Origin of the sequence: Mycobacterium sp. Root265, from assembly GCF_001428895.1 — a bacterium.
GTDB lineage: Bacteria > Actinomycetota > Actinomycetes > Mycobacteriales > Mycobacteriaceae > Mycobacterium.
This window is the reverse complement of sequence record NZ_LMJA01000030.1, coordinates 329,353-348,017: the sequence shown is the minus strand read 5'-3', so window position 1 is coordinate 348,017 and position 18,665 is coordinate 329,353. Positions and strand designations below refer to the sequence as shown.

Below are 18,665 nucleotides of genomic sequence, written 5' to 3'. Positions count from 1 at the left end.
GCAACGCACCTACCCAGAGGGACGGTTTCTCCAGCATGAGCACGGTTTTTCCGCAGGGACACGGCGATCTGAACGACGGTTTCGTCGCGTTCCCGGCGGATCGTGCCGCCGCTTACCGGCAGGCGGGCTTGTGGACCGGGCAACCGCTGGACTCGATACTCAGCAACGCCGCGGCACGGTGGCCCGACGTCACTGCGATCGTCGATGCGCAGCGCAGCTACACCTTCGCCGAACTGGATGCGGTGGCCGACCGTGTTGCCGGCCGGCTCGCCGGCCTGGGATGGCGGGCCGGTGACCGCGTGCTGCTGCAGTTACCGAACACCACCCAGTTCGCCGTCGCCTTCTTCGGACTGCTGCGCGCCGGCGTGGTCCCGGTGATGTGCCTGTCCGGTCACCGTTCGGCCGAACTGAGCCACTTCGCCGGTATCAGCGGCGCGGTCGGGCTCGTAATCACCGATACCGCAGCCGGTTTCGATTTCCGCACGATGGCGGCCCAACTGCAGAGAGATCACCCCGCGCTGACCCGCGTGATCGTCGACGGCGACCCCGGCGAGTACCTCGCCTGGTCCGCGCTGACCGATTCGGACGGCGACGCGCCGACCGCAACGCCCACCCGGGACGGCTTGGACGCGGCCGAACCCGCACTGCTGCTCGTCTCGGGCGGCACCACCGGGCTGCCCAAGCTGATCGCCCGCACCCACGACGACTACGTCTACACCGCCGTCGCCTCGGCCCAGGAATACCTGATGACCAGCGATGACACCTACCTCGTCGCGCTGCCGGCCGGGCACAACTTCCCACTGGGCTGCCCCGGACTGCTGGGCGCCATGACCGTCGGCGCCCCCACCGTCTTCACCCACGACCCCAGCCCGGAGAACGCCTTCGCGCTCATCGACAAGCACCACGTGACGGTGACGGGCCTGGTCAACGCGCTGGCCAAGGTCTGGGCGCAGGCCTGCGACTGGGAACCGGTGCTGCCCGAGTCGCTGCGCGTCGTGCAGGTCGGCGGCTCGCGGATGACCGCCGACGAGGCCAAGTTCATCCTGGACAACCTCACCCCGGGGCTCAGCCAGATCTTCGGGATGGCGGAGGGCATGTTGAACTTCACCCGCCCCGGCGACCCGGTCGATGTGCTGCTGCACACCCAGGGCCGGCCGATGTCCCCGCTCGACGAGATGCTGGTCGTCGACGAGCACGGCGCTGCCGTGGCCCCCGGCGACGAGGGCGAACTGCTGGTGCGCGGGCCGAACACCATCAACGGCTACTACCGCGCCGAAGAAGCCAACGCCCGCTCGTTCAGCCCGGAAGGCTACTACCGCTCCGGTGACCGGGTGCGGATCTTCGCCGACGGCCCGCTGGCCGGCTACGTCGAGGTGACCGGGCGCATCAAGGACGTCATCCACCGCGGTGGCGAGACGGTGTCGGCCTCCGATCTGGAGGAGCACCTGTTCGCCCATCCCGGGATCTATGCTGCCGCGGCGGTGGCCATGCCGGACGAATACCTCGGCGAAAAGATCTGCGCCGCAGTCGTTTTCTCCGGGAAGGCACTCACGCTGGCCGAGCTGAACAGCTTCCTGGACAGCCGCGGCGTGTCCTCGCACACCAAGCCGGACATGCTCGCGCCGCTGCCGTCGCTACCCAAGACCCCCGTCGGCAAGGTCGACAAGAAACAGATCGTCGCCTTGCTGGGGTCTTCGTGACCGCTAATCCGTTCACGTACTTCACTTCTCGCCGCCCGGTGTGCCCAGGGGCACATCAGGTAGGCCTCCACCGACCGCCGTTCCGTGCCACGATCTGTTTAAACGCAAATGATGTGAAGAGGATTCGCAGCCGTGACGCTTAACCAGGACCCCACCCTGGAACCGATCGCCATCGTCGGTATCGGGTGCCGGCTCGCCGGCGACGTCAACACCCCGGCCGATTTCTGGCGGTTCCTGCTCGACAGCGGTACCGCGGTCGGCGAGGTTCCGGCCGAACGGTGGGAGCCGTATCTGCGCCGCGATCCCCGCAACGCCGCCATCCTCAAGGCCACCACTCACAAGGGCAGCTTCCTGTCCGACCTGCCCGGTTTCGACGCCGAGTTCTTCGGGGTCTCCCCGCGCGAGGCCGAATTGATGGACCCGCAGCAGCGATTGGCGCTCGAGGTCAGCTGGGAGGCGCTGGAGGACGCCGGCGTGCCGCCCCGTTCGCTGGCCGGCAGTGACACCGCGGTGCTGATGGGCGTCAACTCCGACGACTACGGCAAGCTCGTCATGGAGGACCTGCCCGGCATCGAAGCCTGGACCGGGATCGGCACCGCGCTGTGCGGTATCGCCAACCGGGTCTCGCATCTGCTAGACCTGCGCGGACCCAGCGTCGCCCTGGACGCCGCCTGCGCGGCCTCCCTGGTCGCCGTGCACCAGGCCTGCCAACTGTTGCGCGCCGGCGAGACCTCACTGGCACTGGCCGGTGGTGTCAGCGCGCTGATCGGCCCCGGGCTGACCCGGGTGTTGGACGTGGCCGGGGCCACCGCCCCGGACGGACGGTGCAAATCCTTCGACGACTCCGCCGACGGCTACGGCCGCGGCGAAGGTGCCGCCGTGGTGGTGCTCAAACGCCTGGCCGACGCGCAGCGCGACAACGACCGGGTGCTCGCGATCGTGCGAGGCGGCGCCGTCGCCCAGGACGGCAAGACCGTCGGCATCATGTCGCCCAACGGTGAGGCACAGGAGCAGATGTTCCGGCGCACCTGCCGCACCGCCGGTATCGACCCGGCCAGCATCGGCTTCGTGGAGGCGCACGGCACCGGCACCCCGACCGGTGACCCGGTGGAACTGACCGCGTTGTCCGCCGTATACGGAGCGGGCCGCGCGGATCAGCCGTGCGTGGTCGGCTCGGTCAAGCCCAACACCGGCCACCTGGAGGGTGGGGCCGGGGTGGTCGGCCTGGTCAAGGCGACACTGGCGCTGCACCACGAGGCGATCCCCCCGACCGCCGGCGTGCGTACCCCCACCACCGCGGTGGACTGGACCACCAACGGCCTGCGGGTCAACACCGAGACCGAGAGCTGGCCGCGCGCCGCACAGCCACGCCGCGCGGCGGTGTGCAGCTATGGCTACGGCGGCACCATCGCGCACGTCCTGCTCGAAGAGGCACCCGCACCGGCCTCCGTCGAGACGCCGAACGATGCTTCCTACCAAGTCATTCCGGTGTCCGGGCGGTCACCGTCGCGGCTGTCGGCGAACGCCGAGGCACTCGGCGACCATCTGCGTTCCGCGCACCACGCGCTCAACGATGTGGCCGCCACCCTGTGGTCGCGGCGCTCCCATGAGCCGGTGCGCGCGGCCATCATCGCCGAGGACCACAAGGAACTGATCGTCGGCCTGGACGCACTGGGCAACGGTGAGCGCAATTCCTCGGTGGCCACCGGTTCGGTGGTACCCGGTGCCGCCGGCGGCGCCGTCTGGGTGTGCTCCGGGCACGGCTCGCACTGGGTCGGCATGGGTGCCGAACTGCTACGCGAGGAACCGGATTTCGCCGCCGTCATCGATGCGATCGACCCGGTGTTCGGCGCCGAACTGGGGTTCTCGGCCCGCGCGGCGCTCACCTCAGGCGAGCACGGCGGCACCGACCAGGTGCAGGCGCTGACCTTCGCGATGCAGGTCGGGCTGGCCGCGGTGCTGCGCTCCCGGGGCGCGGCACCGGCAGCGGTCATCGGGCACTCCGTCGGCGAGGTCGCCGCCTGCGTCATCGCCGGGGTGTTCGACCTGACCGATGGCGCCAGGGTCGCCTGCTACCGGGCCCGCGGTTTCCGCTCCGTCCAGGGCAAGGGCGCGATGGCCCTGGTCGCGTTGTCGTTCGCCGAGGCCGAGCAGCGCCTGGCCGGCCAGACCCAGGTGGTCGCCGCGATCAGCGCCTCCCCCGAATCCACCGTCATCTCCGGCACCGCCGACGAGGTGCGGGCCATCGCCGCCGACTGGTCGGCCGAAGGCATCGTGACCCGCGAGGTGAACACCGATGTCGCGTTCCACAGCCCCGCCATGGACGACCTGACCGCCGAGCTGGCCCGCCTCACCGGTGCCCTGAGCCCGCAGGCACCGACCATCCCGCTCTACAGCACCGCCATGACCGATCCACGGTCGAGCGCACTGCGCGGTCCCGACTACTGGGTGGCCAATCTGCGTGGCCGGGTCCGGTTCACCGAGGCCGTCACCGCCGCCGCTGAGGACGGGCACCGACTGTTCCTGGAGATCGCCGCGCATCCGGTGGTCTCGCATTCCATCGTGGACACCCTGTCGCACGTCGGTATCGACGACTACGCGGTGCTTCCGCTGCACCGGCGCAACATGCCCGAGGTGCGGTCGGTCACCACCGCGATCGCCGCGCTGCACTGTCACGGGGCGCCGGTGACACTGCACCCGTCACCCGCCCGGTGGGCACCTGATCTGCCCGGCACGCAGTGGCAGCACCGACGGTTCTGGCGCACCCCGGCCGCACCGCCCGGTGGCGGCGCGGTGCACGACCCGCAGGCCAACACCCTGCTCGGCGGCCGCCTCGAGGTGACCGCCGCGGTACCCGCCAAGGTGTGGCAGACCCAGCTGGACATGGACACCCGGCCCTACCCGGGTGATCACCCGGTGCAGGGCACCGAGATCATCCCGGCCGCGGTGCTGCTCAACACATTCCTGACCGCGGGCGGTGGCGCACTCGCCGATGTCCGACTGCGCACCCCGGTGGCGCCGGGGCGGGCCCGCTCGGTGCAGGTCGTGCTGCAGGACCGGGCGCTGGCGCTGGCCTCCCGGATCGAGGACGCCGACAGCGGCGCCGATTCCGATGGCGGCGGCTGGCTCACCCACTGCACCGCCGTGGCCGCGGCCGGCACCGAAACCCCGCTTCCCGCAGCCGATATCGTGGCCGCGCGGGCGCGCTGCACCGAGACGCTGCCCGCCGGGCACGTGGTGGACACCCTCGCCGACCTGGGCGTCGCGGCCATGGGATTCCCGTGGGAGATCACCGAACTGCTGCGCGGTGACGGCGAGATGCTGGCCGTGGTGCGCGCCGAACCCGACGGCTCCGCGCCGGCCACCTGGGCCGGACTGCTGGATGCCGCGACCTCGGCGGCGTCGATCGTGTTCGAGAGCCCGCTGCGGCTGCGGATGCCCGCCCGCATCGACCGGGTGGCGCTGCGCGGCGCACCGGTTTCCCTGGCGCTCATGCATATTCGTCGCGGTACCGGCAGCACCATCGCCGATGTGACGATCACCGACGCCGAGGGCACGGTGGTCGGCGCGATCGACGGCATGTTCTTCGACCAGCTGGAGAATCCCGGCGGCAACGATGTCGCCCGGATGATTCAGCAGCTGGCCTGGCATCCCGCGCAGTGGGCCGAATCGGCACGCCCGTCACAGGTGATCCTGGTCGGTGGTGACGCGCAGACGCTGGCCTGGTGCATGCGCGATCTCGCTGCGGCCGATGTGGACCACCGGCTGTGCAAGTCGCCGGACGAGATCCCCACGACACTGACCCCGGGCGCGGTCGTGCTGGTACTGCCCCGGCCCGAAGATGCGCCCGGCGACACCGTCAACGTGGTGCACCAAGCGTTGACCACACTGCTGGACCGTCTGGGCGAGCGCAGCGACGGGAGAGTGGGCGGTGCTCCGGCTCAGCTGTGGGCGCTGACCCGCGGGGTCTACGAGGGCAGCGATATCGGCAGTTCGCCGCTGTGGGGCTTCTCCCGGGTCGCGGCCGCCGAGCATCCCGGATTATGGGGCGGCGTCCTGGATGTGGCCGATGACAGCCTGCCGATCGGGGTGCTCGCCGCACTCGGCGGTCAGGGTGTGGTCGTGGTCCGCGACGATATCGCGCTGACCGCACGCCTGGCCCAGGCCGAACCCACCAAGCGGGCCACGCTGTCCTGCTCGCCGGCCGGCACCTATCTGATCACCGGCGGCACCGGCGCCCTGGGTGTGCGTGTCGCCGCCCGACTGGCCGATCTGGGGGCACGCCGCATCGTGCTGTTGTCCCGCAGCGGCTTGGCCGCCGACCGCGCGTCCTGGGACACCGTCCGGGAGCGCAGCGACCCGGCGCATGACGCTGCGGCAGAGCCTTATCGCACCATCCTGTCACTCGAGGAACGCGGCGTATCGGTGCGGGTGGCCGCCGTGGACATCGCCGCAGCGGGTGCGGCCGACGAGTTGCGCGCAGCGCTGCGCGATCTGCCGCCGGTGCGCGGCGTGGTGCATGCCGCCGGCGTGGAGGCCGGCGCGCTGCTGGCCGGCACCACGGCCGAGGATTTCGCAACGGCCATGCACCCCAAAGTGAACGGCACCCTGACCCTGCACGAGGTGTTCCCGCCCGGTGAGCTGGACTGGCTGGTGCTGTTCTCGTCCTGCGGGTACCTCGCGGGCTTCCCCGGCCAGGGCGCCTACGCGTGCGCGAACGCCTTCCTCGACGCATTCGCCCAGCACCGTCGCAGCCTGGGTGACCGGACCACCGCGGTGGCCTGGACCGCCTGGCGTGGCCTCGGAATGGGTTCTGCCTCAAGCTTTGTCGCCGCACAGCTCAACGCGCTGGGCATGGGCACGGTCGGGGCCGACGACGCCGTGCGCGCCCTGGATCTCGCGGTGCGTGCCGATCAGGCCCATATCGTGGTGCTCCCGGTGACCGCCGATGCCGCCTCGGTGCCGATGCTTGCCGATATCGCACCTCGGGACGACGAGGACGACGACGGCCTGGGCGGCCTGCAGCTGCCGGTCGGGCGCGACGGGGTGGACACCGCGGTGTGGGTGGCCGAAGTGGTGGTCGCCGCGGTGGCCGCCGAACTGGGCCTGCCCGACGGTGGTGTCGATCCGCGGTTGCCGCTGTCGGAGATCGGCGTGGACTCGATCATGACGGTGGCGTTGCGCAAGCAGCTGGAGCGCAAGACCGGGCTGGCGTTGCCGCCGACCCTGCTGTGGGAGCATCCGACCGCCGCGGCGGTGACCACCAGGATCGTGGAAATGCTGACCCCGCACGATCATTCGGGTGCCGAGGAATCCGAAGAGATCAGCGCGTCCTGCGCCTGAAGCCTCAGTCGTCGAGCAGGTCGCGCACCACCGCGTCGGCCAGCAACCGGCCCCGGTCGGTGAGCACCAGCCGGTCCGCGGCGGCGACCACCAGTCCATCGGTGAGCGCGGTGTCGGCACGGCGCTGCTCGGGTTCGGTGAGCGCACCGCGCGGCAGACCGCTGCGCAGCCGCATCCGCAGCATCACGTCCTCCATGTGCCTGGCGGCGGCGTCGATCTCCTCGGAGTCGGCCACCGGTAGCCGGCGCTCGGCCAGCGCCTGCGCATATGCGTTGGGATGCTTGATGTTCCACCATCTCGTCGCGCCGAGGAAGCTGTGCGCCCCCGGCCCGGCGCCCCACCAGTGCCCGCCGTCCCAGTACCCGAGGTTGTGCCGGCACTCGCCGCCGGGGCGGCTCCAGTTGGACACCTCGTACCACTGCAGGCCGGCCGCCGACAGGTGCGCGTCGAGCAGTTCGTAGCGGTCGGCCAGCACATCGTTGTCCGGTGCCGGCAGTTCGCCGCGGCGCACCCGGCGGGCCAGTGCGGTGCCGTCCTCGACGATCAGCGCGTAGGCCGACACATGGTCGACGTCCGCACCCAGGGCGGTCTCGATGGAGCGCACCAGATCATCGTCGGTTTCGCCGGGCGTGCCGTAGATCAGGTCGAGGTTGACGTGCTCGAACCCCTCGGCGCGGGCCTCCAGTGCGGCGGCCGGGGCACGCCCGGCCGAATGCACCCGATCGAGCACCTTCAGCACGTGCGTCGCGGCCGACTGCATGCCCAGCGAGATGCGCGTGTAGCCGGCCGCGCGCAGCGTCGCGAACAGCTCCGGCGAGCTGGACTCGGGGTTGGCCTCGGTGGTCACCTCCGCGCCGGGTGCCAGCTCGAAATGGTCCTGTACCGCCGCGAGCACCGCGGCCAGGCCGTGGCCGCCCAGCATCGTCGGCGTGCCACCCCCGACGAAGACGGTGTCCACCGGCCGCGGCCCCACCTGGGAGGCCGCCAGTTCCAGCTCGACCCGCACCGCGGCCAGCCAGCCGTCGGGGTTGGCCCCGCCGAGCTCGGACGGTGTGTAGGTGTTGAAGTCGCAGTAACCGCAGCGGGTCGCGCAGAACGGCACGTGGATGTAGATACCGAAGGGGCCGTCACTGCTCATGCCCCGAATCATCCCAGAAACTGTTTTGCTCACCCTGATCGCAAATCTGGCCCGGTTAGGGCAGGTGGGGGCTGTCGTGGCAGAATGTCGGGCGTGACCGCCGCCGTTGACAGCACCACCCGCATTGCGCTGGTGGTCCGGCGGCATGTCGACCTCAAGCGCATCTGCACCTGTCGTTGTCCGTCCTGACCCGCGTCGATATCGGAATCAGCCCGCCCACATCCTGAGCGGCCGCCGGATCTGCGCCGCCGGCCAGCCCCCGGCGAACGCGCGATTCACGAGCCCGCTCCTCCGACAAGGAGCCCCGACAACATGACCGAGACCGTCTCCAACGCCCCTGAGAAGCCCGCCAAGCCGGTCAAACGGCCCCGCGGCGAAGGGCAGTGGGCCCTGGGTTACCGCGAGCCGCTCAACCCCAATGAGCAGGCCAAAAAGGACGACAACCCGCTCAACGTGCGTCAGCGGATCGAGAACATCTACGCCCCCGGCGGCTTCGAGTCCATCGACAAGGGCGACCTGCGAGGCCGTTTCCGGTGGTGGGGCCTCTACACCCAGCGCAAGCCCGGTTACGACGGCACCTGGACCGGTGACGAGAACACCGACATGCTCGAAGACGAGTACTTCATGCTGCGGGTCCGCAGCGACGGCGGCGCCCTGACGGTCGCCGCGCTGCGCACCCTGGGCGGCATCTCCACCGAATTCGCGCGCGACACCGCCGACATCTCCGACCGGCAGAACGTCCAGTACCACTGGATCGACGTCAAGAACATGCCCGAGATCTGGCGCCGCCTCGATGAGGTCGGCCTGCAGACCACCGAGGCCTGCGGTGACTGCCCGCGCGTCGTGCTGAACTCCCCGCTGGCCGGCGAGTCGCTCGACGAGGTCATCGACGGCACGCCCGCCGTCCACGAGATCGTCAAGCGCTACATCGGCAAGCCGGAGTACTCCAACCTGCCGCGCAAGTTCAAGACCGCGATCTCGGGTCTGCAGGACGTGGTGCACGAGGTCAACGACGTTGCCTTCATCGGCGTCGAACACCCGGAACACGGCCCCGGTTTCGATCTGTGGGTCGGCGGCGGGCTGTCGACCAACCCGATGCTGGCCCAGCGGGTCGGCGTGTGGGTGCCGCTGGCCGAGGTGCCCGACGTGTGGGAGGGCGTGGTCAGCGTCTTCCGCGACTACGGTTACCGCCGGCTGCGGGCGAAGGCCCGGCTGAAGTTCCTGATCAAGGACTGGGGTGTCGAGAAATTCCGCGAAGTTCTCGAGACCGAGTACCTCAAGCGCCCGCTGCTCGACGGACCCGCGCCCGCGCCGGTCAGCCGGCCGATCGACCATGTCGGCGTGCAGCGCCTCAAGAACGGCCTGAACGCCGTCGGTGTCGCCCCCATCGCGGGCCGCGTCTCGGGCACCATCCTGACCAAGGTCGCCGACCTGGCCGAGGCCGCCGGATCCGACCGCATCCGCTTCACGCCGTACCAGAAGCTGATCATCCTCGACGTCGCCGATGACAAGCTCGCCGAGCTGCGGGCCGGCCTGGATGCCCTCAACCTGCCCTCGACCCCGTCGCACTGGCGCCGCAACCTGATGGCCTGCACGGGCATCGAGTTCTGCAAGCTGAGCTTCGCCGAGACGCGCAGCCGCTCCCAGGTGCTGGTGCCCGAGCTGGAGAAGCGGCTCGAAGACATCAACGCCCAGCTCGACGTGCCGGTGACGATCAACATCAACGGCTGCCCCAACTCGTGCGCCCGTATCCAGGTCGCCGATATCGGTTTCAAGGGCCAGATGATCGACGACGGCAACGGGCCCGAGGAGGGCTTCCAGGTGCATCTGGGCGGCAGCCTGGGCCTGGACAGCGGTTTCGGTCGCAAACTGCGCCAGCACAAGGTGCTCGCGACCGAGCTCGGCGACTACATCGAACGGGTCGTTCGCAACTTCGTGAAACAACGCGAGCCCGATGAGCGTTTCGCTCAGTGGGCGGTACGCGCCGATGATGCGGACTTGAGGTGATGTGGACATGACGGCAGTGACACGAACAGAAAGCGACCTGAAGCAGCTGGCCGAGCGCGGTGCCGCCGAGCTGGCCGATGCCGGTCCCGAGGAACTCCTGCGCTGGACCGACGAGAACTTCGCCGGTAACTACATCGTGGCGTCCAACATGCAGGACGGCGTGCTCGTCGAGATGGCCGCCAAGGTGCGCCCCGGCGTGGACGTCCTGTTCCTGGACACCGGCTATCACTTCGCCGAGACCATCGGCACCCGCGACGCGGTCGAGGCCGTCTACGGGGTGCATGTGGTGAATGTCTCCCCGGAGAACACCGTGGCGCGCCAGGACGAGCTGCACGGCAAGGATCTCTTCGCCCGCGACGCCGCGGCGTGCTGCCGGATGCGCAAGGTCGAGCCGCTGGGCAAGTCGCTTCGCGGTTACTCGGCGTGGGTGACCGGCATCCGGCGGGTCGAGGCCCCGACCCGCGCGAACGCGCCGTTGATCAGTTGGGACGCCGCGTTCGGACTGGTGAAGATCAATCCGATCGCCGCCTGGACCGACGAGGACATGCAGGCCTACATCGACGCCAACGGCATCCTGGTCAATCCGCTGGTCTACGAGGGCTACCCGTCGATCGGGTGCGCCCCGTGCACCAGCAAGCCGGTCGAGGGCGCCGATCCGCGCAGCGGCCGGTGGGCCGGCCAGGCGAAGACGGAATGCGGACTGCACGCGTCATGAGTCCGGCGGTGCTGCCGCCGGTCCTGGTCCTCACCGCCCACGGCAGCGCCGATCCCCGCTCGGCGGTGACCGTGCGCGCGGTGGCCGACACCATCCGCAGGCTGCGGCCGGACCTCGAGGTGGTGCCCGCGTTCTGCGAGCAGACCGCGCCCAACCTGGTCGACGTGCTGCGCGCCGTCGGTGACCGCGCGGTCGTCACTCCCCTGCTGCTGGCCGACGCCTTTCACGCACGCACCGACATCCCGGCCATGATCGCCGACAGTGGTGTGCATGCACGGCAGGCGCAGGTACTCGGCGAGGACGACCAGCTCCTGGCGGTGCTGCGCCGACGGATCGCCGAAGCCGGTGTGTCCGCGCAGGATTCGAATGTCGGGGTGATCGTGACCGCGGTCGGGTCCTCGCGCCCGGCGGCCAATGCCCGCACCTCTACGGTGGCGCAGGCGGTCGCGATCGGCACCCGGTGGATCGGTACGACCACCGCGTTCGCCACCGGACCGAAACCGTCGCTGGCCGCCGCCGCGCAGCGCCTGCAGCTGCTCGGCGCCGAACGCATCGTGATCGCGCCGTGGTTCCTGGCGCACGGCAAGATCACCGACCGGGTCGCCGAATTCGCTGCGGCCCAAGGCATTCCGATGGCGTCCCCGCTCGGGGCGCACCGCCTGGTGGCCGAGACGGTGCTGGACCGCTTCGACGCGGCACTGGCGCTGTCCGCCGCCGCCTGATCCAGCCCCACCCAGACGTCACACCGCCGGGATAGTGCGCGCCATTCAAATAATGGCTACTATCTGAATATGGCCTCCGATGAGAAACCGCGGCGACTCACCCGCGCCGAGAGCAAAGAGCAGACCCGGCGGCGGCTTCTCGATGCCGCCGCGCAGGTGTTCGCGCACCGCGGATACACCGCCGCCTCGGTCGAGGAGATCGCCGAGTCGGCGGGCTACTCCGTCGGCGCGGTCTACTCGAACTTCACCAACAAGGAACAACTCTTCGCCACGCTGATGACCGACCGCGCCGTCGACCGGATGAGTGAGGTGGCCCAGGCCATCCGCGACGCGCGAGCCGAAGAGGCGGACCCCATGCGCGCACTGGGCGCGATGCTGATCGCCATGGCGGACAAGGAGATCGACGTCGCCGTGCTGCGCACCGAGTTCTGGCTGCACGCGGTCCGCAATCCCGAACTCATGCGGATCGAGGCGGCATCCTCGGCGAAGACCCTGGAAGCGGTGCGCGGCATCCTCACCGAGATGCTGGACCGTAACGGAGTCGACGTCGAGGCGATCTCCATCGACGATTTCGCCACCACCACCCTCGCCATGTTCGGCGGCCTGATCCGGCAACGCCGCATCGAACCGGAACGCGTCACCGAGGAGATGTTCGGCCAGGCCCTGCGCTGGCAGATCGCCGGCATGCCCCGCAAGACGGAAGAGACCCGCTGACATGGAATGGATCGGCAACATCGGGCTGTATGGGATCCCGGCGTTCCTGCTGCTGCTGGGTATCGAGTTCCTCGGCGACCACCTGGAGCGCCGCCGCGAGCGTCGCGCCGGAGGTACCACGGAAAGCCCTCGGCGCGTGGGTTTCTCCGCCCGCGACACGTTCGCCAGCCTGGGCGTCTACGGGCTGGGCCGATTCGCCAACCTGGTCGAGGACTTCATCCAGCTGCCCATCGTGGTGCTCGCCGCGATGCTGGCCCCGATCTCACTGTCCGCATCGGACTGGTGGGTGTGGGTGCTGGCCGTCATCGGGGCCGACCTCGGCTACTACGCCCAGCACCGGATGCAGCACCGGGTGCGGCTGTTCTGGGCGGCGCACAGCGTGCACCACTCCAGTCAGCACTTCAACATGTCCACCGCGGTGCGGTTGCCGTGGCTGATTCCGGGACGCTTCCTGACATCGGTGGTCTACATTCCGCTCGCACTGATCGGCGTGCCGGTGTGGATGATCTTCCTCTCGCAGGCGATCGTGCTGCTGTTCCAGTATCCGCTGCACACCGAACGCATCGGAAAGCTGCACCCAGCAATCGAATTCGTCTTCAACACACCATCACACCACCGGGTGCACCACGGCTCCAACAACCCCTACCTGGACAAGAACTACGGTGGCATCCTGATCATCTGGGACCGGCTGTTCAACAGCTACGCCCACGAGGCCGAGCAGGTGCGCTACGGGTTGACCCACAACATCGACACCTACAACCCCATCAAGGTGAATTTCCACGAGTTCGCCCTGATGGTCCGCGACGTGTGGCGGGCCAAGACCTGGCGGGCGCGGGTCGGCTATCTGCTGCAGCCGCCCGGGTGGACCGAGACGACGCCGGCTGCGTCCCCGCAGGAAACTTGCAAGCACAAGTAACTGAGGGGCTGCTCGCCTAATCTGACGCCATGAGGTTCGACGAGTACCGCAGTCATGACGCCACCGGTCTGGCGAAGCTGGTCGCCGACAAGCAGATATCGGCCGCCGAACTGCTGACGCTGGCCCGGGAGCGCGCAGCGGAGGTCAACCCGAAGATCAACGCCATCGTCCGCGATGTCCCCGCCACACCGTCGGACGATCTGACCGGACCGTTCGCCGGTGTGCCGTTCCTCATCAAGGACCTCGCCCAGGACTATGCCGGGCTACCCAGCTCCGCGGGCTCGCGGTCCCTGGCCGGCACTCCCGCCGCCGAGCACGCCACGGTGGTGCAGCGCTGGATCGACGCCGGGCTGGTGATCTTCGGCAAGACCAACCTGCCCGAGTTCGGCGCCAAGGCGATCTCCGAACCGGTGCTCTGGGGTCCCGCCCGCAACCCGTGGGACCTCGACCGGACACCCGGTGGCTCCTCGGGCGGTTCGGCGGCCGCGGTCGCCGCCGGCATCGTCCCGTGCGCGGGCGCCAACGACGGTGGCGGCTCGACCCGGATCCCGGCCGCCTGCTGCGGACTGGTCGGTCTCAAACCTGGCCGCGGCGTGACCCCGATGGGGCCCGGCCACTCGGAGTCCATGCACGGCGCCGCGGTCCAGGGCGTGGTGTCCCGCACCGTCCGCGACACCGCGGCCATGTTCGACGTCATCGCCGGCGGCGAACCGTTCGGGCCCTACACCCCGGCGCCGGCCGAGGCGGCGTACGCCTCCGTCGTCGGGCAGGATCCCGGCACGCTGCGGATCGGTGTCCGGGTGCCCTCGGCGATCACGCCGCAACCGCATCGCGAGGCGTACGCGGCGGTCGATACGGCCATCCGGGTGCTGACCGATCTCGGTCACCACGTCGAGGAACTCCCCACCGCACCGTTCGACGACGCCCAGCTGGCCCGCGAGTTCCTGCTGACCTGGTTCGTCTACGTCGCGTGGGAGGTCGACGAGGCCAAACGCCTGTCCGGTGCGGGCGATGACGCCTTCGAACGCGACACCCTCATCATGGCCGCGTTGGGGCGGGCGACCAGCAGCGTCGCCTACGTCGACGCGGTGCAGCGCCGCCACGAACACACCCGCAGGCTGAGCGCCTACTTCGAGAATTATGACCTGCTGCTCACGCCCACCCTGGCGACCCCGCCGCCCAGGATCGGCGAATTCGAGCTGCCCGCCGCCCTGGCGCGCGGAGCCGACCTGCTGCTGCGGACCCGGACCGCAAAGCTGTTGCGCTACACCACGATCGTCGACGACATGGTCGACAAGAATCTCGGCTGGGTGCCCTATACGCAGCTGGCCAACCTCACCGGACGCCCGGCGATCAGCCTGCCCCTGCACTGGACCACCGACGGGCTTCCACTCGGCGTCCAGTTCGTGGCGCCGCTGGCCGGTGAGGCCCTGCTGATCCGGCTGGCCGCCCAGCTCGAGGAGGCGCTGCCGTGGGCCGACCGGGTGGCACCCTGTTAGGTGAGTGCCTCGGCGCGCACCTCGGCGCTCTGCAGTTCCCCGGCGATCGGCGGCACCCGGGTGGCCCGCACGTACACCGTGTCGCCGGCCCGCAGCCCGAGCGCCTCGGCGTCGCCGCGGGTGATCTGGGCGGTGAAGGGCGTGCCGTTGACCGCGCTGGTGAGTTCCACCCGCACCTCGAAGCCCAGCGTCACGATCCGGTCGATGACGGCCTTGGTGACACCGGTGGACTCGGCGGTGCCGTCGCCCGCCGCGATGGCCATGTCCGGGTTGCGCCCGACCCGGATGTCGTGCGGGCGCACCAGGATTCCGTTGAGCAGCGACACGGTGCCGAGGAAGGACATCACGAACGGATTGGCCGGCGAGTCGTAGACCTCGGTCGGTGAGCCCACCTGTTCGATGCGGCCCTTGTTGAGCACCGCGATCCGGTCGGCGACGTCGAGCGCCTCGGCCTGATCGTGGGTGACCAGCACCGTGGTGACGTGGACTTCGTCGTGCAGCCGGCGCAGCCAGGCCCGCAGATCCTCACGGACCTTGGCGTCCAGCGCACCGAACGGCTCGTCGAGCAGCAGCACCTCGGGGTCGACGGCCAGGGCGCGGGCCAGCGCCATGCGCTGACGCTGCCCGCCGGACAGCTGGGCCGGGTAGCGGTTCTGGAATCCGGCCAGACCGACCACCTCGAGCAGGTTGTCGACCTTGTCCTTGATCTCACTCTTGGGCTTCTTGCGGATCGCCAGGCCGAACGCGACATTGTCGCGGACCGTGAGGTGCTTGAACGCGGCGTAGTGCTGGAAGACGAAACCGATACCGCGCTTCTGCGGCGGCACACCCGTCACATCGCGTCCGTTGATGGTGATCGACCCGGTATCGGGCTGATCCAGGCCGGCGATGGCACGCAGCAGTGTCGACTTACCCGAGCCGCTGGGTCCCAGCAGCGCCGTCAGCGAGCCCTTGGGCACCACGAAGTCGATGTTGTCCAGGGCCGCGAACTCGCCGTAATGCTTGTTCGCGCCGGTCACCGAAATGGCGGTTTCGCTCATCTCTGATCTCCTTCAGTCCTCAGTCTTGACACGCGAACGCTGGGCGTCAAACAAAATCTGGGCCACCAGCACGATGAGCGCCACCGCCATCAGCACCACCGAGATGGTGTAGGCCCCGTACGGGTTACCCAGGGTGTAGCGGTCGTGCACCAGCAGGGTCAGCGTCTGCGACTGGCCGGGCAGGTTGGACGACACCATCAACACCGCACCGAACTCGCCGAGCGTGCGCGCAACCGTGAGCACCACCCCGTAGGTGAGGCCCCACCGGATCGACGGCAAGGTGATCCGCCAGAAGGTCTGCCACCAGTTGGCGCCCAGGGTGGCCGCCGCTTCCTCCTGGTCGGTACCCACCTCGTGCAGCACCGGCTCGACTTCCCGGATGACGAACGGGATCGTGACGAACAGGCTGGCCAGCACGATGCCCGGGAAGCCGAAGATGATCTTGAAGCCCCAGCTGTTCTCCACGAAGCCGAACAGTCCGGCACTGCCCCACAGCACGATGAGCGCGACACCGATGACCACCGGCGACACCGCGAAGGGCAGATCGATCGCGGCCTGTAACGCGTTCTTGCCGCGGAACTTCCGCCGGGCCAGCACGATGGCCGTCGGCACACCGAAGATGACGTTCAGCGGCACCACGATGGCCACCACCAGCAGCGACAGCGACAGGGCGGACTGCGCAGCGGGTGTGGAGATGGAGGCAACGAACTCCCCCAGCCCGGGCGCGAGTGCGCGCCACAGGATCGCGCCCAACGGGACGACCAGCAGCGCGAAGATGTACAGCGATGCGATGACCCGCAGGATCAGCCGGGTGGAACGGGACAGCGTCATCGGGCCGACTCCTCCCGTTTGGCCGCCCGCGCACCGAAGTACCGCAGGACGAACAGCACCACGAACGAGATCAGCAGCAGCACGATCGAGATGGCCGCCGCACCGACCCGGTCATCGTTCTCGATGAGGGTCCGGATCCACTGCGAGGACACCTCGGTCTCGCCGGGAATGGCCCCGCCGATCAGCACGATGGAACCGAACTCTCCGATCGCCCGGGAGAACGCCAGCCCCGCACCCGACAGCAGTGACGGGGCGAGCGCGGGCAGGATGACCTTCAGGAAGATCGTCGCGCTGTTGGCGCCCAGCGAGGCCGCCGCCTCCTCGACCTCGCGGTCGAGTTCCAGCAGCACCGGCTGCACGGCGCGGACCACGAACGGCAGCGTCACGAAGGCCAGTGCCAGCGCCACACCCCACGAGGTGTGCTGGATGTGGATGCCCACCGGGCTGCCGGGTCCGTACAGCGAGAGCAGCACCAGGCTGGCCACGATGGTGGGCAGCGCGAACGGCAGATCGATGATGGCGTCCACCACGCGTTTGAGCGGGAAGTCGTCGCGGACCAGGACCCAGGCGATCAGCAGTCCGAAGATCACGTTGACCACCGTGACGCCGATCGAGATGGTCAGCGTCACCCGGAACGACGCGAGCGCCGACGGCGAGCTCACCGCCGACCAGAACGCGCTCCAGCCGCCCTCGGCCGAGGTCAGCACGATGGCAGCCAGGGGCAGCAGCACGATCAGCGAGAGCCACAACACGGCCACCCCGACCTGCAGGGTGGCTGCGTTGGCCCGCCGCGGTAACCGCCGCCGCGCAGACGGGTCGCCAGGAGAAAGCTCCGGGCGACTCGCCTCGGGGTTGGTGCTAACCGTCATGCGCGATCCGCTTCGCTTCTCGCTGTCGTCGTCTAACCGGTGGCCTGCTTGTAGATCTTGGTGACCTCGCCGTTCTCCTTGTCGAACAGCTGGCCGTCGACCTTGGACCAGCCACCGAGATCTGCGATGGTCCACAGCTTCTCCGGTGCCGGGAACTTGTCGGCGAACTCGGCGGCGACCGTGGGATCGACGGGCCGGAAACCGGCCTCGGCCCACACCTTCTGCGCCTCCGGGGTGTACTGGAAGTTCACGAACTCGGTGGCCTTGTCCAGGTGCTTGCTGGTGTTGACGACGGCGACCGGGTTCTCGATCTTGAAGGTCTGCGGTGGCGTCACGTACTCCAGGTCGTAGTGCAGTGCCTCGTTCTCATAGGCGAGCAGCACATCGCCGGTGCCCTGCCGGAAGACGTCGGTGGCCTCGCGGCCCGAACCGGGACGCAGCTTGACGTGCTGGCTGACCAGTTCCTGCACGAACGCGATACCGGCGGCGTGATCCTGGCCGCCGTTGCTCTTGGCCGCGTACGGCGCCAGCAGGTTCCACTTCGCCGAGCCCGAGCTCAGCGGGCTGGGCGTGATGACCTCCACGCCGGGCTTGAGCAGGTCATCCCAGTCGCGGATGTTCTTGGGGTTGCCCTCGCGGACGGCCAGGCTGACCACAGACCCGAACGGCACGCCCTTCTGGACACCGGAGTTCCAGTCCTCGTCGACCAGTCCGGCCTTCACCAGGCGGGTGATGTCGGGTTCGACGGAGAAGTTGACGACATCGGCGGGCTTACCGGACTCCACGCCGCGGGACTGATCGCCCGACGCGCCATAGGACGCGGTGACACCGACGCCCTTGCCCTCTTCGGTACCGGCGAACACCGGTCCGACCTTCGACCAGCCCGGTTCCGGCACCGCGTAGGCCACCAGGGTCAGCGTGGTGTCGGCGTCGGCAGAGTTCCCCTCACCGGCGACATCGCTGGCACCGCCGCCACACGCTGCGACGAGCGTGGTGGACAGCGCAAGAGCGGTGAGCGCGCTCCAGCGTTTGGTGGAGGTGAGGATGTTGCGCATTGAGAACCTTTCCGGGGCGGGATACGGGGCGGGGCTGCCCGTGCATACGGAAGGGTGATGGATCAGTGCGCGACGCAATCACGTGCCGCTACCAACGCCAAACCGCAGACGGGTGT

13 protein-coding genes are annotated in these 18,665 nt (G+C 69.3%); 8 read left to right on the top strand and 5 right to left on the bottom strand.

Annotated features, from left to right (window positions below; all coding sequences use genetic code 11):
* Window positions 1-35: 35 nt before the first annotated feature.
* Together ASE48_RS24165 and ASE48_RS24160 are read left to right on the top strand one after the other, a co-directional pair.
* Window positions 36-1,700, top strand: a complete 1,665-nt coding sequence (locus tag ASE48_RS24165; RefSeq protein ID WP_057169684.1) for a (2,3-dihydroxybenzoyl)adenylate synthase — start codon at window positions 36-38, stop codon at window positions 1,698-1,700.
* Between the two features lie 132 nt (window positions 1,701-1,832).
* Window positions 1,833-7,043: a type I polyketide synthase gene (locus ASE48_RS24160; protein WP_057169683.1), complete on the top strand. Its 5,211-nt coding sequence runs from the start codon at window positions 1,833-1,835 to the stop codon at window positions 7,041-7,043.
* 4 nt (window positions 7,044-7,047) lie between these two features.
* Here the strand turns inward: ASE48_RS24160 and hemW are convergent, their stop codons facing one another.
* Window positions 7,048-8,181, bottom strand: coding sequence for a radical SAM family heme chaperone HemW (gene hemW / locus ASE48_RS24155; protein ID WP_082614386.1), 1,134 nt, complete (start codon window positions 8,179-8,181; stop codon window positions 7,048-7,050).
* A 312-nt stretch (window positions 8,182-8,493) separates the two neighbouring features.
* Between hemW and ASE48_RS24150 the strand changes: the two genes are divergently transcribed.
* The 6 genes from ASE48_RS24150 to ASE48_RS24125 all read left to right on the top strand — a co-directional run bounded on the left by ASE48_RS24150 (window position 8,494) and on the right by ASE48_RS24125 (window position 14,754).
* A complete protein-coding gene (locus tag ASE48_RS24150) occupies window positions 8,494-10,188 on the top strand; it encodes a nitrite/sulfite reductase (RefSeq protein ID WP_057169681.1) in 1,695 nt (564 codons plus the stop codon).
* A gap of 7 nt (window positions 10,189-10,195) precedes the next feature.
* Window positions 10,196-10,903, top strand: a complete 708-nt coding sequence (locus ASE48_RS24145) for a phosphoadenylyl-sulfate reductase (RefSeq protein WP_057170009.1) — start codon at window positions 10,196-10,198, stop codon at window positions 10,901-10,903.
* Complete coding sequence (locus ASE48_RS24140) at window positions 10,882-11,625, top strand: sirohydrochlorin chelatase (protein WP_057169680.1); 744 nt, start codon at window positions 10,882-10,884, stop codon at window positions 11,623-11,625. Before ASE48_RS24145 ends, ASE48_RS24140 begins: the two co-directional genes overlap by 22 nt.
* Window positions 11,626-11,694: 69 nt before the next feature.
* Complete coding sequence (locus tag ASE48_RS24135; RefSeq protein WP_057169679.1) at window positions 11,695-12,339, top strand: TetR/AcrR family transcriptional regulator; 645 nt, start codon at window positions 11,695-11,697, stop codon at window positions 12,337-12,339.
* Between the two features lies 1 nt (window position 12,340).
* Window positions 12,341-13,255, top strand: coding sequence for a sterol desaturase family protein (locus ASE48_RS24130; protein WP_057169678.1), 915 nt, complete (start codon window positions 12,341-12,343; stop codon window positions 13,253-13,255).
* A gap of 29 nt (window positions 13,256-13,284) precedes the next feature.
* A complete protein-coding gene (locus ASE48_RS24125) occupies window positions 13,285-14,754 on the top strand; it encodes an amidase (protein WP_057169677.1) in 1,470 nt (489 codons plus the stop codon).
* Here ASE48_RS24125 and ASE48_RS24120 read toward each other — a convergent pair.
* From ASE48_RS24120 to ASE48_RS24105, 4 genes are read right to left on the bottom strand one after another with little or no spacing between them, the layout of a single operon-like run.
* Window positions 14,751-15,794, bottom strand: a complete 1,044-nt coding sequence (locus ASE48_RS24120) for a sulfate/molybdate ABC transporter ATP-binding protein (RefSeq protein ID WP_057169676.1) — start codon at window positions 15,792-15,794, stop codon at window positions 14,751-14,753. The genes ASE48_RS24125 and ASE48_RS24120 overlap by 4 nt on opposite strands.
* A 12-nt stretch (window positions 15,795-15,806) precedes the next feature.
* Window positions 15,807-16,625 carry a sulfate ABC transporter permease subunit CysW gene (cysW, locus tag ASE48_RS24115; protein WP_057169675.1) on the bottom strand — a complete coding sequence of 273 codons (819 nt, stop codon included), beginning with the start codon at window positions 16,623-16,625 and terminating at the stop codon, window positions 15,807-15,809.
* Window positions 16,622-17,494, bottom strand: coding sequence for a sulfate ABC transporter permease subunit CysT (gene cysT / locus ASE48_RS24110; protein ID WP_057169674.1), 873 nt, complete (start codon window positions 17,492-17,494; stop codon window positions 16,622-16,624). The genes cysW and cysT overlap by 4 nt, the downstream gene beginning before the upstream one ends.
* Window positions 17,495-17,526: 32 nt before the next feature.
* The gene (locus ASE48_RS24105) at window positions 17,527-18,549 is read right to left on the bottom strand and encodes a sulfate ABC transporter substrate-binding protein (protein WP_057169673.1); all 1,023 of its coding nucleotides are present in this window, start codon (window positions 18,547-18,549) and stop codon (window positions 17,527-17,529) included.
* Window positions 18,550-18,665: the final 116 nt, after the last annotated feature.